The sequence below is a fragment of the Bradyrhizobium sp. BLXBL-03 genome (assembly GCF_051853015.1).
In the GTDB taxonomy this organism is placed as follows: Bacteria; Pseudomonadota; Alphaproteobacteria; order Rhizobiales; family Xanthobacteraceae; genus Bradyrhizobium; species Bradyrhizobium manausense.
Window position 1 is genome coordinate 5,465,433 of record NZ_CP182470.1, and the last position, 15,377, is coordinate 5,480,809.

Sequence of the window (15,377 nt, forward strand, 5' to 3'; positions counted from 1 at the left end):
GATGCGACAGTTCCGGTCATCGAAGGAAAGCCCGGAGCGCGAGCGCACGCGCTCCGGGAATCAACCTCAGAACTTCTTGCCTTCTTCCTTGAAGATCGCCTTCCAGTCCTTGACCAGACCGTCGAGCGCTTCCTGTGCGGTGCCCTTGTCGGCCACCACGTAATCATGCACGCGCTTCTGCTCGGCTTGCAGCAGCTGGGCGTAGGACGGCTCGGCCCAGAAGTCGACCACCATGCCCATCGATTGCAGGAACTCCTTGGCGAACGGCGCACTGCCCGGGAAGCTCGGATCGTTCAGCACCGACTTGGCACAGGAGTAGCCGCCGAGCGCCCACCACTTCTTCTGGACGTCGCCGCCGGAGAACCACTTGATGTATTGCAGCGCCTCGGGCTGGTTCTTCGAGTAGGAGACCACCGAGATGCCCTGTCCGCCGAGCTGCGTCGCCTGCGCGGCAGGACCTGCCGGATTGACGAAGAAGCCGATCTTGTCGCCGCCGACATTCGGGTCCTTGTAGAGGCCCGGGAAGAACGCGAAGAAGTTCATCTGCAGCGCGACCTGTCCGGACTTGAAGGCATCAAGCCCTTCCGACATGTAGGAGTTGGAGGCGCCGGGCGGCGTGCAGCACTTGTAGAGCTCCTTGTAGGCTTCGAGTCCCTTCACCGCATTGGCCGAGTTCACGAACCCGTCCATCGCATAGGGCTTCTTCGGATCGTCGTATTTGAAGCCGTAATCGTAGAGGTAGTTCGAGACGCCCATGGTGATGCCTTCCGAGCCACGCTCGGTATAGATCGAGGCGCCATAGACCTTCTTGCCGTCGATCTCGCGGCCCTGGAAGAATTGCGCAATGTCCTTGAGCTCATCGAGGGTCTTCGGCACACCGATTTCGCGGCCGTACTTGGCCTTGAAGTCCTTCTGCACGTCCGGCCGTGCGAACCAGTCCTTGCGATAGGTCCAGCCCACCGCATCGCCCATCGCCGGCAGCGCCCAATAGTTCGGCGTGTTCTTCGGCCATTCGGAATAGCCGACCACCGTCGCCGGCATGTAGTCGTCCATGCTGATTCCTTCCTTCTTGAAGAAATCGTTGAGCTTGACGTACTGGCCGTTCTCCGCGGCACCGCCGATCCATTGGGAATCGCCGATGATGAGGTCGCACAGCGAACCGTGCGAATTGAGTTCGTTCAGGAAGCGATCGGCGTAATTGGTCCACGGCACGAATTCGAACTTCATACCGATACCCGATTTGGCGGTGAAGTCCTTCGACAATTCGACCAATGCGTTGGCCGGGTCCCATGCGGCCCAGCACAGCGTGATGGTCTTGCCCTGCGCCTGCGCGGGCGTGGTGCCCGCTCCGACGCCAAATGCGGCGGCGACTGCCCCGCATGCCACTACAAGCGTCTTCGTCGTCCGTTTCATTACACGTTCCCTCCTGGTGGACCGGCCATCGACATGGCGCGGCTTTCCTACCCGCTCGAATGCTTCGAGCAGAGCAACACAGTCCATGACGAGCTGAGTAACTAAACTGGAGTTTCCTCGCGCCACCCGGATTCTATAGGCCCGGCAGGCTCGATTTGTTTAGTGAACCACCAATTACTAAACATTGCAAGCGCAGTTTCTCAGGCCTCCGGCATCGGGCCCCCGGAGATTGCACTCCGCCTCCAGCACACGAAACGTCGGCGCGCCTACAGCACTTGTAGCCCGATTGATTTGATCACCGGCGCAAGGCTTGCCGAGGTGGCATCGACAACCCGCTGGAATTTTTCCGGACTTGAATCGCTGTCGGGCTCCATGCCCTGCGCGCGATATCTAGCCTGCAGTGCTGGATCGGCCATCGCCGCCCGCGTTGCCTGCGCGATGCGGTCGATGATCGCATCGTCGGTTTTTGTCGGAGCGAAAAGGCCGAACCATCCCTCGTAGCTGAGATCAGGCATGCCGGATTCAATCGCGGTCGGGATGTCAGGCGCGCCGCTCAAGCGCCTGTCGGTGGTGACCGCAAGCAGCCTTATTTTGCCGGCCCGTCTCAGTTGCTGCAATTGGTCCGACATCACGGCAATGACGAGCGATATCTGGCCGCTGACGAGATCGTTGGTAGCCTGCGAGATTCCCCGATAGGGAACGTGGACGATATCCAGGCTGCCTGCCTGCTGCTTGAACAGCTCCCCCACGAGGTGATTGCCGGTGCCGATGCCCGGGGTCCCATAGGACAGCGTGCCCGGTTTGCTCCTGGCATAGGCGATCAGGCCTTGCAGATCCGTAGCAGGCAGCGACGGATGGACGGCGAAAACCAGTGCGCTGCTGATCAGGCGATAGATCGCCCGGAAATCCCCGACCGAATAGGAAGGATTTGGCGTCGTCAGCGGGATGATGACCTGCGTGCTGCCGTTTCCCAGAAGCAGCGAATAGCCATCGGGCTTCTCGCGCGCCACCGCGGTGGTCCCGATCGCGCCGCCTGCACCGCCAACATTTTCCACAAATGTCGGACCGAGTTGAGACGACATCTTCTCGACCCAGGGGCGACCGATCTGATCACCCGAGCCGCCGGCCGCATAGGGAATCACAAGGCGAATGGGCCGCGATGGATAGTCAGCGGCTTTCCCGCTGCGCGAGAGTCCGGGGAGCGCAACGGCAAACGTGGCCGCGTTGACGAAATCTCGTCGCGAAAGGGAAGGCATGTCCTATTCCGAACGTCGTAAGCTTTGATCAGCGGCGGGACCGGCTCCCAAAGCTCCAAACGCAGCAGGAGACAGCCATCGTCAATGGCACATGCGATCGGCGTGCCATCATGGAATGCGCGCAGAACGAGAGTGTCCATCCGTTTTCGACTAAGGTCCCTGCGCAAGCCAGACAGCTCGGTGGATGAGCAAGCCTCATCCAACAGTCTAAAGCCTTCATCTAACAACAATATTTTAAAATGCGCCGGGCTGGCTGAAGCTACGGCGCGTAGACCTGCAGCGCTCCCGCTGCTTTCGTCGGGTTTACTGTACGCTTCGTTCTGATAGGACAAGGACAGACAACTTTGACTCCCCGCTGCGGGGACGATGGCGCGTGTCAGACAACAACCAAGACTCGGCCATTTCTTTTGGGCCATTTCGACTGTTTCCGAAGTCCCGCCTCCTGGAGAAGGACGGCGCGCATCTTCATGTCGGCGGCCGCGCGCTCGACATCCTGATCTTCCTGGCCGAGCGGCCCGGCGAAGTCGTCGACAAGCGGGAGCTCGTCAAGCGTGTCTGGGCCAACGTGAATGTCGACGATGGCAGTCTCCGCTTCCACATCGCGGCCCTGCGCAAGACACTCGGCGACACCGGCAAGTCGGCCCGCTACGTGGTCAACGTCCCCGGGCGCGGTTATAGCTTCGTCGCGTCTCTCACCCAGATTGCTCCCGCGCCTTCTGCTCCCCCGACGGCTATCCCTCCGCCCCGGTCCCTTCCCGCTCCGCTCGCGCGGGTGATCGGGCGAGACGAGGTCATCGAGAAGATTTCGGCCGGGCTCGCGATGCATCGTTTCGTGACGGTGGTCGGCCCAGGCGGCATCGGCAAGACCGCGGTGGCCGTGACCGTCGGCCATCGCCGGCTTGCCCATTTCGACGGGCATGTGTTCTTCGTCGACTTCGGACCGGTGCGGAAGCCTGAACTCGCAGCAATCACCATCGCATCAGCGCTCGGGCTATCCGTCAATGCGGAGGATCCGGTCCCGGCCCTGTTGACGCACCTGCAGACGAAACCGACGCTGCTGATCTTCGACAGTTGCGAGCACGTGCTGGAGACGCTTGCACCGCTAGTCGAGCGCCTCGTTCGCGAGGTGCCGCGATTGCATGTGTTGGCGACCAGCCGGGAATCCTTCCGCAGCGACGGCGAACGGATCTTTCGGCTGTTTCCACTGGATTGTCCGCCTCGGAGCGACGACCTCACCGTAACCGACGTCCTTGCCTATCCGGCCGCCCAGCTCTTCGTCGAGCGTATCGCGCAGAGCTCCGGACCGTTTCAGCTGAGCGCAGAAGACGCGCCGCTGGTGGCCGACATCTGCCGCCGCCTCGACGGCATCGCGCTTGCGATCGAGCTCGCTGCGGGGCGCGTCAACGCCTATGGCATCGCCGGCACGGCATCCCTGCTCGACAGCCGCTTTTCGCTGCAATGGCGCGGACGGCGCACGGCCATCCCGCGACATCAGACGCTCGGCGCCGCGCTCGACTGGAGCTACGACCTGCTTCCCGCATCCGAGAGCGCGATCTTGCGGAGATTGTCCGTGTTCGCCGGACCGTTCACGCCGGAGGCGGCTGCCGCCGTCGCCTCGGGCGACGGGCTCAGTGCCGCCGCGACCATGGAGGCGATCGACAATCTCGTCACGAAGTCGCTGATCGCACCGTCAGCTGCGCGAACACTGCGCTATCGCCTGCTGGATACCACCCGCTCCTACGCGCTTGGCAAGCTGAACGAGGCCGGTGAAGCGCAGCGGATTGCGCAGCGGCACGCCAAATATTTTCGCGACCTTTTCGAGCGCGCCGAGGCCGAAACGTCCGCTCCACTGGCGGACTGGCTCGGCACCTACGGCGCCGAGTTGGACAATCTGCGCGCTGCGCTGGATTGGGCTTTTTCGCCTGAAGGCGATGCCCGGCTCGGCATCGCGCTGACGGCGGTGGCGGTCACGCTCTGGATCAGGCTTTCGTTGTTCGCCGAGTGTCGCGAGCGCGCCAGGACGGCGCTTGCCGCGCTGGGAGACCATGACGACGAGCGCGTGCGCATGCAGCTCCTGGCAGCGCTCGGCTGGTCGTTGATGTACGGCGAGGGACGGGCGCGCGAGGCCCGCCCGATCCTCGAGGCCACGCTTGAACTTGCCGAGAAGCTCGACGACAAGGATTTCCGGTTGCGCGCCCTCTGGGGCCTCTCAATCGACCAGTTCAACAACGGAGCGTTCGGCAGGGCACGCGCGCTTGCCGACCGTTTCGCCGAAGCCGCGGCGCATTCACCCGACAAGACGGATCTCATGCTGGCGGACCGGCTGACGGCCGTCGTGCTGCATTATCTCGGAGACCAACGCGAGGCCCGCCTTCGTATCGACCGGGTGAATTCGTCCCTGCACGTGCTGGCCGAGAAGCCGAAGATCTTCCCGCTCGATTTGCGGATTTCGACGCAATACTTCCGCGCCCGCATCCTGTGGCTCCAGGGTCATGCCGATCAGGCTTTGGCGTTGGCCGAACAGAATATCCACGAAGGTCGGGCCAACGGCCACGCGCTGACATTCTGTAGCGTGCTCGGACAAGCCGCCTGCCCGATTGCCTTCCTCGCCGGCGACTACGAGGCCGCCGAGCGCTACGGCACCGAACTGCTCGAGCACGCCGATCGCCACGCCATCCGGCTCTGGGGGCTGTGGGCCCGTGCGTTCAACGCGCTGGTCGCTGCAAAGCGCACAGACGTCGACGCAGGCTTGCCGCTGTTGCGAGACGAGCTCAATCGCGCCGGCGATGCGCGCTTCCTGCCGCGCTTCCTTCCCCTGCTTGGCGAGCTCGCCGCGTGCTTCGGACAAGCCAATCAGGTTCACCATGGCTTCGACACGATCGAGAGCGCGCTGGCGCGCTGCAACGACAGGCAGGAGCGCTGGTATCTGCCGGAGCTGCTCCGCATCAAGGGTGAGCTGATGCGGAAGGAGTCACCGCAATCGGATGCCGCAGATGCCTGCTTTCACGAAGCCATGGAGCTGACGGCACAGCATGGCGCGCACTTCTGGCAGCTGCGCTGCGCGATCAGCATTGCGCAGCTCAGGATCGGACGAGACCAGCGCGCCGAGGCGCGCGCGGTGCTCGAGAAGGCATGCAACGCGATGGCCGAAGGATCAGCGATCGCCGATATGCAGATGGCGCGCGACCTGATCGCGCAGTTGCGGGCGTAAGCGGAGTTTGCTGGCGAGCTCTATCCGCCTACGGCGGCGCGTCGGGGCAGCTTCCAGTCGGGCCGGATGAAGTGACAGGTGTAGCCGTCAGGGTAGCGTTCGAGATAGTCCTGATGCTCGGGCTCGGCCTCCCAGAATTCACCAACGGGAGCGACTTCGGTCACGACCTTGCCGGGCCACAAGCCCGATGCTTCGACATCGGCAATGGTGTCATTGGCAATGCGCTTCTGCTCATCCGACGTGTAGAAAATCGCAGAGCGGTAGCTCGTCCCCAGATCATTGCCCTGGCGATTGAGCGTCGTCGGATCGTGAATCTGGAAGAAGAACTCCAGCATGGTCCGGAAGCTGGTCTTCGCGGGGTCGAAGATGATCTCGATCGCTTCGGCGTGACCGTCGTGATTGCGATAGGTGGCGTTCTTCACCCGTCCGCCGGTGTAGCCGACGCGCGTTGCGATCACACCTGGCTGCTTGCGGATGAGATCCTGCATGCCCCAGAAGCAGCCTCCCGCCAAAACCGCGCGCTCTGTCGTCATGTGTCAGCTCCCGTCGTGCCAGGGATGTCCATCCGGTTCCAGCCCTTCGGCGAGGAACCGGATGGCCAATCTATTCGAAGCGGGCCGGCTAGACCAGCTTGGCGTCGAGGCTGATGTCGGCGTTGAGGACCTTGGATACCGGGCAGTTCTTCTCGGCCTCGCCGGCAATGCGGGCAAAGCCGGCATCGTCGAGATTAGGCACCTTGGCGCGCAACGTCAGCGCCGACCTGCTGATCTTGAATCCCTTCCCTTCGGGCTCGAGGGTGACGGCGGCCTCAGTGGAGAGCTCGGTCGGGGTAAAGCCCGCGAGTTGAAGACCGAACGCCAGCGCCATCGTGAAGCAGCCGGCATGCGCGGCCGCGATCAATTCCTCGGGATTGGTGCCCTTCTCGTTCTCGAAGCGGGTCTTGAACGAATAGGGCGTCTCGGCCAGCACGCCGGATTCGCTGGAGAGATGGCCTGTGCCGTCGCGACCAGTGCCCTGCCATACAGCTCTTGCCTTGCGGATCATCTCTCGTTTCTCCTTGCTTGATTTGGGCTCGTCCAGCGGCGCTCCCCACCGATGAAAGGGCCATTGGCGCGCCGCCCCCCGTATCGCCTACAACCGGTCGAGCGCCGCAGCGGTTCCATCAACTGCCAACCTGTCGGACGTGGAAGCCCGGCGGGTTCTAGCGTGGGCCGCGCATCAGGTCGGCAGCGGCTGGCCGGCCTGCTCGCGTACGATGTAATCGGCGTACCAGTCCGGCCAGTTCTCGTCGTGTCCGCCGGTTCGCTTCTCGTGCTCGCCATGCGCCGCGGCGGCGCGCCGCAGCGCGCCCGCAAGCTCGCTTGACGAGGTGAACGCGGCGTCCTCCGCTTCGATGCGACCCGGCAACCGGGTCGTGACCTCCTGAAGCAGCCAGCCGTTGCCGTCTGGATCTCTGAATGAAGCAAACGAGCTGTAGCTACCGCGTTTCGGATCAGCGCCGTTGAGCCTGATGCGGCCAAACAGATAAGGCTCGTCCGTCCCGGCGTGAACATCGCCGGCGCCATGGAAGGGTTCACTGACCCCAACGCCACGGGCGAGCAGATCCTGAGTTGCGGCCTTGAGGTCGGAGACGACAAGATACAGGCCCTGGGCCGAGCCAGGGACCGCCGATGTGACGTTCTTGCCGAAAATCACCGAGCAGGCCGAGCCCGGCGGCGTGAACTGAACGACGCGCCAGCCATCGGCAGAGGCGAAATCGGCATCCAGTCTCCAGCCGAGGCTCGCATAAAATATTTTGGCGCGGTCCACATCCGATACCGGAATGACAATGACTTCGAGCTTGAGATCGGCTCGCTGCGATCTCGACGCTTTTGTTTCGACGCCGTGCGCCGTCTCGATGATGGTCATGTCGAACTCCCTGAGTTGAAGTGCAGGTTCGAGCGTTGAAGCCGCTGTTCAGGCCGGCGAGATGTGTTCGAACGCCCCCGTCATTCGGCCGCGATTTGACATCGGGCATCGTAGTCTTCCCCCGTTGGGAATAGGCCTGATCGCAGGTTCGCAGGTTATACTGATATAGACTTGCACCTCATGCTCGTTAGACGTTGCAAGATTTTGTTATGATCGGACGGCACGTGATCCTTGCGTGATACGACCGGTGCACCCGTTCCGAATGCGCGCGCCGCTGGAAGCTTCGGGGCGCGATGAGCCTTGCTCGCGTCTGGCGGCGGGATGGCCGGAAGGTCGGCGCGCAGGCTCTGCTTGCGCCGCTTGTTGCGCCCTGAATTAGGAGCGTCTTCAACGGGATACCGCAAGATCTGGCTCTTGCAACTCCTAACAACTTCTAACACGCCAGGCCGCGCCCGCTCCGCCATGGTGATCCCAATTCATGGTGGATGCAGTGAGACATGGCACTTCTCGACGATGCGATCGACGCCTGCGGGGGACTGGCCCGCTGGAACAGCTTGAGCCGGTTCACCCTGCATTTGTCCGTCGGCGGAACGCTGTTCGCGGACGCCGGGCATGCCCGCGAATTCAAGGATGTCACCGCGGAAGGATCGATGCGCACACAATCGGTGCGCTTCACGGGGATCACCGGCGGCGAACAGTCAGGCGCGTTCGCGCCTGATGCGATCACGATCGAAACCCTCGACGGTCAGTTGCTGCGGACCTTGAGCAACCCCAGTCTCGCCGTCCCCACCAACGGCACGCATGCGCTGGCGGACGAGCTGCATCTGGTTTTCTTCTGCGGCGTCCAGATCTGGAACTATCTCACCACCCCATTCCTTCTCGCCCGTCCTGACGTTGCGATCGAGGAGCTGCCGCCGTGGCGGGAGAACAATGAGACGTGGCGGCGCCTTCGCGCGCAATTGCCGCCGAGCCTGATCAATCTTGCGTCCGAACAGGTGTTCTACTTCGATGAAAATGCCTTGCAGCGGCGAACCGATCACGATCTGCTCGGCGCGCGTGTCGCGCACTATTCATGGGCTCACGACAATTTCGGCGGCATCGTCGTTCCGACCCTGCGGCGCACGCTGATGCAACAGCCCGACGGCAGCGCTATCGCCAGGCCGGTGCTGATCGACGTCGAGATCTTCGACGCTGTCTTCGAGTAGCGGGGCAAGTCTCTGGGACCTGGTTCAAGGGAACTTTCTGCGATCGATGACTGCAGATTGTCTGCATCTACAGAATCTAACAGTTCCTAACGGGCTTCGAGGCCGGCTCGCGCATATGCTGTCACCATGCCGAGGGGTTCGGAGTCCCGTGGTCACAGCGAACGAGCTTTGAGAGAACAGGCGATGCTGACGGAATTGCAGACGGTTTACACCCGGATCGACCTTGCGGCGGGGCCCGGGGATCACGAGGTCCGCCCCGAATTGCCACGCGCCAAGGTCAATGCTCTGCCGAAATGGCGGCTCCGACGCGTCGAACAACACATCGCCGCTCATTTCGAACGCGGCATCAGCCTGTCCGAGCTCGCCGGCGTCGCAGGCCTCTCCAGGATGCATTTCGCCGCGCAGTTCCGTGCAGCGACCGGATATCGTCCGCGCGAATATCTGCTCAACCATCGCATCGAGCAGGCGAAGTCGCTGTTGACGACATCAGAGAGACCGTTGGCCGAGATCGCTCTTGCAGTCGGCTTCAGCACTCAGGCGCACTTTTCGACTGTCTTCAAGCGCATCAGCGGCGAGACCCCGGCGCGCTGGCGTGCGGCCAGCAAGAGCCACCGGCCTGACGTTGAAACGCTGCCACGACGGCGTCCATCATGGGATCAGGGCCACATCGTGAGCACGGCGGCATGACAACGCTCTCGACAACCCGCTTGGCGTAAGTGCGCTGCCACTGCGCCGGCTCGCGCCCTCCTCCTCCCGGGCCTACGAGCCTCTTGGGGCCGCCCTGCACCCTCACAGGACGGCCCCTTTTTTCATGGCGCCGCGGTTTTCGGCATCACGAATGCGCCCTATCCCGTCGGCAGCGCATCCAGATGACAGGCGACCCATTGCTCGCCTTCCGCCGAACGAAGCTGCGGCTCTTCGGTCCGGCAGCGATCGAAGACGTACGGGCAGCGGGTATGGAATCGGCAGCCTTTCGGAGGGTTGATCGGGCTCGGCACGTCGCCGCCGAGGATGATGGGACTGCGCTTGGCCCCCGGGTCCGGCAGCGGGACCGCCGAGAGCAGCGCCTTGGTATAGGGATGTCGCGGCGCTGCAAAGATCTGCCGGCGGGGCGCCACCTCGACGATCTTGCCGAGATACATTACCGCGACGCGATGGGTCATATGCTCGACGATGGCGAGATCATGGCTGATGAAGAGCAGCGCCAGGCCAAACTCGCGCTGCAGATCCTGCAGCAGGTTGACGATCTGCGCCTTGACCGAGACGTCCAGCGCCGAGACCGCCTCGTCACAGACGATCAGCTCGGGCTCGGCCGCCAGCGCCCTGGCGATGCCGATGCGCTGACGCTGACCGCCGGAGAACTCGTGTGGCCGGCGGTTCAGCGCCTCGCGCGGCAGGCGCACCGTGTCCATCAGCGCGGTCACGCGCGTTTCGAGATCGGTTGCCGATTTGGCGAGGCCGAAATTGCGGATTGGCTCGGCCAGAATGTCGCGCACCCGCATGCGCGGATTGAGGCTCGAGAACGGATCCTGGAACACGACCTGCACGCGCCGGCGCATCTGGCGCATCGTGCTCGGCAGCGCATCGTCGATGCGCTGGCCGTCGAGGATCACCTGGCCCGACGTCACATCGAACAACCGCAGGATCGCGCGGCCGACCGTCGACTTGCCGCAGCCGGATTCGCCGACCAGCGACAGTGTCTCGCCGCGCGCGATCTCGAACGAGACGCCGTCGACGGCATAAACGAATTCGGAGTTGCGCCCAAACAGGCCCTTGTTGACAGGAAAATGCTTCTTGAGGTCGTTGACCTGGAGCAGCGGGACACTCATGCCGCGACGGCTCCCTTGGCTGCGTAGTGGCAGGCCGCGATATGGCGCGGCCCCTTCTCCTCGAGCCCCGGCGCATATTGCCGGCAGAGATCGGTCGCGAGCGCACAGCGGCCGGCGAAGACGCAGCCGGTGATCGGTTTGCGCAGATCGGGCACTTGCCCCGGAATTTCAGCGAGCCGCGTCGTGGTGCCTGATAGCGAGGAGCCGAGTTTCGGCACTGCGCCGAGCAATCCTTTCGTATAGGGGTGGCGCGGGGAACGGAAGAGCTCGGCCACCGGCGCTTCCTCGACCTTGCGGCCGGCATACATCACCATGACGCGCTCGGCGATCTCGGCGACGACACCAAGATCGTGGGTGATCAGGATGATCGCGGCGCCGACGCGGCGCTTCAGATCGAGCATCAGCTTCAGGATCTGCGCCTGGATGGTGACGTCGAGCGCCGTGGTCGGCTCGTCCGCGATCAGGAGCTTCGGATTGCAGGCGAGCGCAATCGCGATCATCACGCGCTGGCGCATGCCGCCGGAGAGCTGGTGCGGATATTCCCGCACGCGCCGCTTCGGCTCGGGAATGCCGACCAGCGTCAGCATCTCGACCGCGTCCGCCTCGGCGGCCTGCTTGTCCAGGCCCTGATGAATCATCAGGGTCTCGCGGATCTGGCGGCCGACGGTGAGGACCGGGTTGAGGCTGGTCATCGGCTCCTGAAAGATCATCGAGATGTCGTTGCCCCTGATGGCCCGCATCTCGCGGTCGGACATTTGCAGCAGATCCTTGCCGGCGAAGCGGATCGCGCCGGCGATCCTGCCCGGCGGCTCCGGGATCAGCCGCATCAGCGACATCGAGGTGACCGACTTGCCGCAGCCGGACTCGCCGACGATGGCGAGCGTCTCGCCCTCATTGACATGGAAGGACACCCCGTCCACCGCGCGATTGATGCCGCTGGGAGTGCGGAAGTGGGTCTGGAGATTTTCAACTTCAAGCAACGCCATCGTGAGCAGCCCCGTTCAGAGACGCTTGGCCATGCGCGGATCGAGCGCATCGCGGAGGCCGTCGCCGAGCAGGTTCACGGCGAGCACGGTGACGGACAGGAAGGCCGCCGGGAAGAACACGATGTAGGGCTTGACCTGCCACAGCGCGCGGCCCTCGGCCATGATGTTGCCCCAGGACGGAATGGTGGGTGGCGTGCCGGCACCGATGAAGGACAGGATCGCCTCGGTGATCATGGCGCTGGCGCAGATATAGGTCGCCTGCACCAGCATCGGCGCAACCGTGTTGGGCAGGATGTGGCGCAGGATGATCATCGGCGTTCGTGTGCCGCACGCGACCGCCGCATCCACATAAGGCTGCTCGCGCAGCGACAGCACCACGCTGCGGACCAGGCGCGAGACGCGCGGGATCTCGGCGATGGTGATGGCCAGGATGACGTTGCCGACGCTGCCGCGCGTCAGCGCCATCAGCGCGATCGCGAGCAGGATCGGCGGGATCGACATCAAGCCGTCCATGAAGCGCATCAAGATGCCGTCGGCCCAGCGGACGAAGCCCGAGACCATGCCGATGGCAAGGCCGGCCGCGGAGGCGAAGATCGCAACCGACAGCCCGACCGTGAGCGAGACCCGCGCGCCGAACAGCACGCGCGAATAGATATCGCGGCCGAGCACGTCGGTGCCGAACCAGAACGCTGCCGACGGCGCTCTCGTGCGCTTGGCAGGCGCGAGCGCAGTCGGGTCGACGGTCCAGAGATACGGCGCAAAAACCGCGATCAGCACGAGCACCAGCAGCAACAGGCCGCCGATCGCGACGGTCGGATGGCCGCGCAAGAACCCGATGAAGCCCCGGCGGATCGTGACCGGCCGCAGGATGTCAGGCAGTTGCGGCGCGAGGACGAGCCCGGCCGGAAGCGACTGCGGGTTGACAGTGGTATCGGTCAATAGCGGATCCTCGGGTCAACGAGCGTGTAGGTGACGTCGATCATCAGGTTGACGAGGACGTAGACGAAGCTGAACAGCAGCACGATGCCCTGAATGACGGGATAGTCGCGCCGCAGGATCGCATCGATGGTGAGACGGCCAAGACCGGGAATTGCGAACACGCTTTCCGTCACGACCGCGCCGCCGATCAGGAGCGCGATGCCGATGCCGATCACGGTGACGATCGGCACCGCCGCGTTCTTCAGCGCATGAATGAACAGGATGCCGCCCTGCCCGAGGCCCTTGGCCTTGGCGGTGCGGACATAGTCCTGCTGCAGCACTTCGAGCATGGCGGCACGGGTGATGCGCGCCACCAGCGCGATATAGACGCAGCCGAGCGCAATCGCCGGCAGGATCAAATTCTGCAGCCACGGCCAGAAGCCCTGGTTGAGCGGCGTATAGCCCTGCACCGGAAGCCATTCGAGCTCGAGTGCGAAGATGTAGGCCAGCATGTAGCCGACCACGAAGACCGGCAGAGAGAAGCCGAACACGGCGAAGCCCATGATGGCCCGATCGATGAAACTGCCGGCCTTCCACGCCGCAACGACACCGAGCGGCACCGCGACGAGGATCGTGAGCAGCAGCGTGATCACCATCAGCGATAGCGTCGGTCCGAGACGCTGCCCGATCATGGTCGACACCGGCAGGTTGGTGAAGATCGAGGTGCCGAGATCGCCGTGCATGAGACGCCAGACCCAGCTTCCGAACTGGATCAGGAACGGCCGGTCGAGGCCGAGGCTCTGGCGGATGCGCTCCACATCCTCCGGGCTCGCCTGGTCGCCCGCGATCACCACGGCCGGATCACCCGGCGCGATATAGAGCAGGCTGAACACGAACAGCGCGACAATCGCCATCACCGGCAAGGTGGCGACGATGCGCCGGAGGATGTAGGAAAGCATCTGGCCTCAGCGCAGGATCAAGCGGTCTTCGATACGCCCCAGAAGAACGGCAGCGGTCCCTTGGTCACACCGGAGACATTCTTGCGCCACGCGGTGTAGGTCAGGAAGAAGCCGGTCGGCGCGTACACGACGTCATCCATCGCCGCCTTGTTGAGACGGCCGATCGCGGCCTTCTCTTCGTCGAGGTTCTTGGCTTCGAACCAGGACGTGACCTCCTTTTCCGTGCCTGCGCTGGTCGGCCAGCCGAACCAGGCCTTGTCGCCATTGGCACGAATGGCGGTGTAGGGCGCGGGATTGATGCAGTCCGCGCCGGCGTGCCAGGTGTGGAACATGTTCCAGCCGCCCTGGCCCGGCGGCGTCTTCTGGGCGCGGCGCGAACCGACCGTACCCCAATCCGTCGCCACGAAGTCGACATTCATGCCGAGCTTCTTCAACAGATCGGCCGTCACATCGCCCATCGCCTTGGTGATCGGCTGGTCTTGCGCGACGAGACACGTCACCGGCTGACCGGAATAGCCGCTCTCCGCAAGGAGCTTCTTGGCCGCATCGAGATCCCGCTTGCCCTTCAGGACCTCGCCACCCACCTCGGTGTAAAGAGGCGTATCGGGCGTGAAGAAGCCGGGCAGCGGCTTCCACAGCGAATCGTCGTCGCCAACGAGCGCGCGCATATAGTCTTCCTGGCTCATCGCCATCAGCACGGCGCGCCGCGCGCGCACGTCGTTGAAGGGCGGGTACAGGAAATTCATGCGGAACGAGCCGATATTGCCGAGCGGATCGCCGATATCGACATTGATGTTCTTGTTCTTCTTCAGCACCGGAACGAGATCGGCGATCGGGTTCTCCCACCAGTCGATCTCGCCATTCTGCAACGCCGCCGCGGCGGTCGCCGGATCCGGCATGATCACCCACTCGATGCGATCGAGCAGGATCTGCTTGCCACCCGCGAGCCAGGACGACTTCTCCTGCCGGGGTGCATAGTCGGCGAATTTTTCGAACACCGCTTTCGCGCCCGGCACCCATTCGCCCGCGACGAACTTCATCGGGCCGGAGCCGATATAATCCGAAATCTGCTTGAACGGATCGGTCTGCGCGATGCGTTCCGGCATGATGAAGGCGCAGGGCGAATTGTTCTTGGCGAGCGCGTAGAGCAGCTTCGGAAAGGGTTGCTTCAGCACCCATTTGAAGGTGCGGTCGTCGACGGCCGTGAGTTCCTGCTGGATCGCCTTGAGCATCAGGCCCATGGGGTCGCGCGCAGCCCAGCGGCTGAGGCTCGCGACGACGTCCTTGCTCCGCACCGGCTCGCCGTCGTGGAATTTCAGGCCCGAGCGCAGCTTGAACGTCCAGGTCGTGCCGTCGTCCGTCACTTCCTCGGATTCGACCATCTGCCGTTGCGGCTGGAACGAGGAATCGATGCCGTAGAGCGTGTCCCAGACCATCGCGGCCGCATTGCGCACGACATATTGGGTGCCCCAGATCGGGTCGAAATTGGCGAGATTGGCCTGCGGCACGAAACGCAGGGTCCGGGCTGCCGCGCCTTGCGCGATCGCCGGGGCCGAGAGGCCACCGGTCAACGCCAGACCGCTCGCGCCGGCCAGTCCCTTCAATACCGTCCTGCGATCCATGAAGTCCTCCAGTAAAGCCGTGGTGCCAGCCAATCATTGGCCAAAGGCAGGTGAAACAGAGCCCATCGGC

The 15,377-nt window shown here is 63.6% G+C and carries 12 protein-coding genes and 1 pseudogene; 3 read left to right on the forward strand and 10 right to left on the reverse strand.

Going from position 1 to position 15,377, the window contains the following annotated elements; translation table 11 throughout:
* Nucleotides 1-66 precede the first annotated feature (66 nt).
* Nucleotides 67-1,413 (reverse strand): ABC transporter substrate-binding protein, encoded by a 1,347-nt coding sequence (locus tag ACNJX9_RS26385; protein ID WP_439404954.1) that lies wholly within the window; start codon nucleotides 1,411-1,413, stop codon nucleotides 67-69.
* Nucleotides 1,414-1,679: 266 nt separating this feature from the next.
* Entirely contained in the window at nucleotides 1,680-2,669 is a 990-nt protein-coding gene (locus ACNJX9_RS26390; RefSeq protein WP_439404956.1) for a Bug family tripartite tricarboxylate transporter substrate binding protein, read from the reverse strand.
* Between the two features lie 373 nt (nucleotides 2,670-3,042).
* Here ACNJX9_RS26390 and ACNJX9_RS26395 point away from each other — a divergent pair, with 373 nt between their 5' ends.
* A complete protein-coding gene (locus ACNJX9_RS26395) occupies nucleotides 3,043-5,880 on the forward strand; it encodes an ATP-binding protein (RefSeq protein WP_439404957.1) in 2,838 nt (945 codons plus the stop codon).
* Between the two features lie 20 nt (nucleotides 5,881-5,900).
* On the opposite strand, the gene msrA is transcribed toward ACNJX9_RS26395, so the two are convergent.
* The 3 genes from msrA to ACNJX9_RS26410 all read right to left on the reverse strand — a co-directional run bounded on the left by msrA (nucleotide 5,901) and on the right by ACNJX9_RS26410 (nucleotide 7,788).
* Nucleotides 5,901-6,413 (reverse strand): peptide-methionine (S)-S-oxide reductase MsrA, encoded by a 513-nt coding sequence (msrA, locus tag ACNJX9_RS26400; protein ID WP_057758825.1) that lies wholly within the window; start codon nucleotides 6,411-6,413, stop codon nucleotides 5,901-5,903.
* 88 nt (nucleotides 6,414-6,501) lie between these two features.
* Nucleotides 6,502-6,924: an OsmC family protein gene (locus tag ACNJX9_RS26405; RefSeq protein WP_057758827.1), complete on the reverse strand. Its 423-nt coding sequence runs from the start codon at nucleotides 6,922-6,924 to the stop codon at nucleotides 6,502-6,504.
* A 174-nt stretch (nucleotides 6,925-7,098) separates the two neighbouring features.
* The gene (locus ACNJX9_RS26410) at nucleotides 7,099-7,788 is read right to left on the reverse strand and encodes a VOC family protein (protein ID WP_439404958.1); all 690 of its coding nucleotides are present in this window, start codon (nucleotides 7,786-7,788) and stop codon (nucleotides 7,099-7,101) included.
* 497 nt (nucleotides 7,789-8,285) lie between these two features.
* Between ACNJX9_RS26410 and ACNJX9_RS26415 the strand changes: the two genes are divergently transcribed.
* Both ACNJX9_RS26415 and ACNJX9_RS26420 read left to right on the forward strand, forming a co-directional pair.
* Nucleotides 8,286-8,993, forward strand: coding sequence for a hypothetical protein (locus ACNJX9_RS26415; protein WP_057758831.1), 708 nt, complete (start codon nucleotides 8,286-8,288; stop codon nucleotides 8,991-8,993).
* A 243-nt stretch (nucleotides 8,994-9,236) separates the two neighbouring features.
* Nucleotides 9,237-9,680: pseudogene (locus ACNJX9_RS26420) on the forward strand (helix-turn-helix domain-containing protein); the annotation flags it as partial.
* Between the two features lie 158 nt (nucleotides 9,681-9,838).
* Here the strand turns inward: ACNJX9_RS26420 and ACNJX9_RS26425 are convergent.
* Genes ACNJX9_RS26425 through ACNJX9_RS26445 form a run of 5 tightly spaced genes read right to left on the reverse strand, consistent with a single transcriptional unit; the run spans nucleotide 9,839 to nucleotide 15,307 of the window.
* On the reverse strand, nucleotides 9,839-10,822 hold the full coding sequence (locus ACNJX9_RS26425; RefSeq protein WP_057758833.1) for an ABC transporter ATP-binding protein: 984 nt from the start codon (nucleotides 10,820-10,822) through the stop codon (nucleotides 9,839-9,841).
* Nucleotides 10,819-11,808: an ABC transporter ATP-binding protein gene (locus tag ACNJX9_RS26430; protein WP_439404959.1), complete on the reverse strand. Its 990-nt coding sequence runs from the start codon at nucleotides 11,806-11,808 to the stop codon at nucleotides 10,819-10,821. Before ACNJX9_RS26430 ends, ACNJX9_RS26425 begins: the two co-directional genes overlap by 4 nt.
* 15 nt (nucleotides 11,809-11,823) lie before the next feature.
* Nucleotides 11,824-12,747, reverse strand: coding sequence for an ABC transporter permease (locus tag ACNJX9_RS26435; protein ID WP_439404961.1), 924 nt, complete (start codon nucleotides 12,745-12,747; stop codon nucleotides 11,824-11,826).
* Nucleotides 12,744-13,685, reverse strand: a complete 942-nt coding sequence (locus ACNJX9_RS26440) for an ABC transporter permease (protein WP_057758840.1) — start codon at nucleotides 13,683-13,685, stop codon at nucleotides 12,744-12,746. Before ACNJX9_RS26440 ends, ACNJX9_RS26435 begins: the two co-directional genes overlap by 4 nt.
* A 17-nt stretch (nucleotides 13,686-13,702) precedes the next feature.
* Nucleotides 13,703-15,307 carry an ABC transporter substrate-binding protein gene (locus tag ACNJX9_RS26445; RefSeq protein WP_439404962.1) on the reverse strand — a complete coding sequence of 535 codons (1,605 nt, stop codon included), beginning with the start codon at nucleotides 15,305-15,307 and terminating at the stop codon, nucleotides 13,703-13,705.
* Nucleotides 15,308-15,377: the final 70 nt, after the last annotated feature.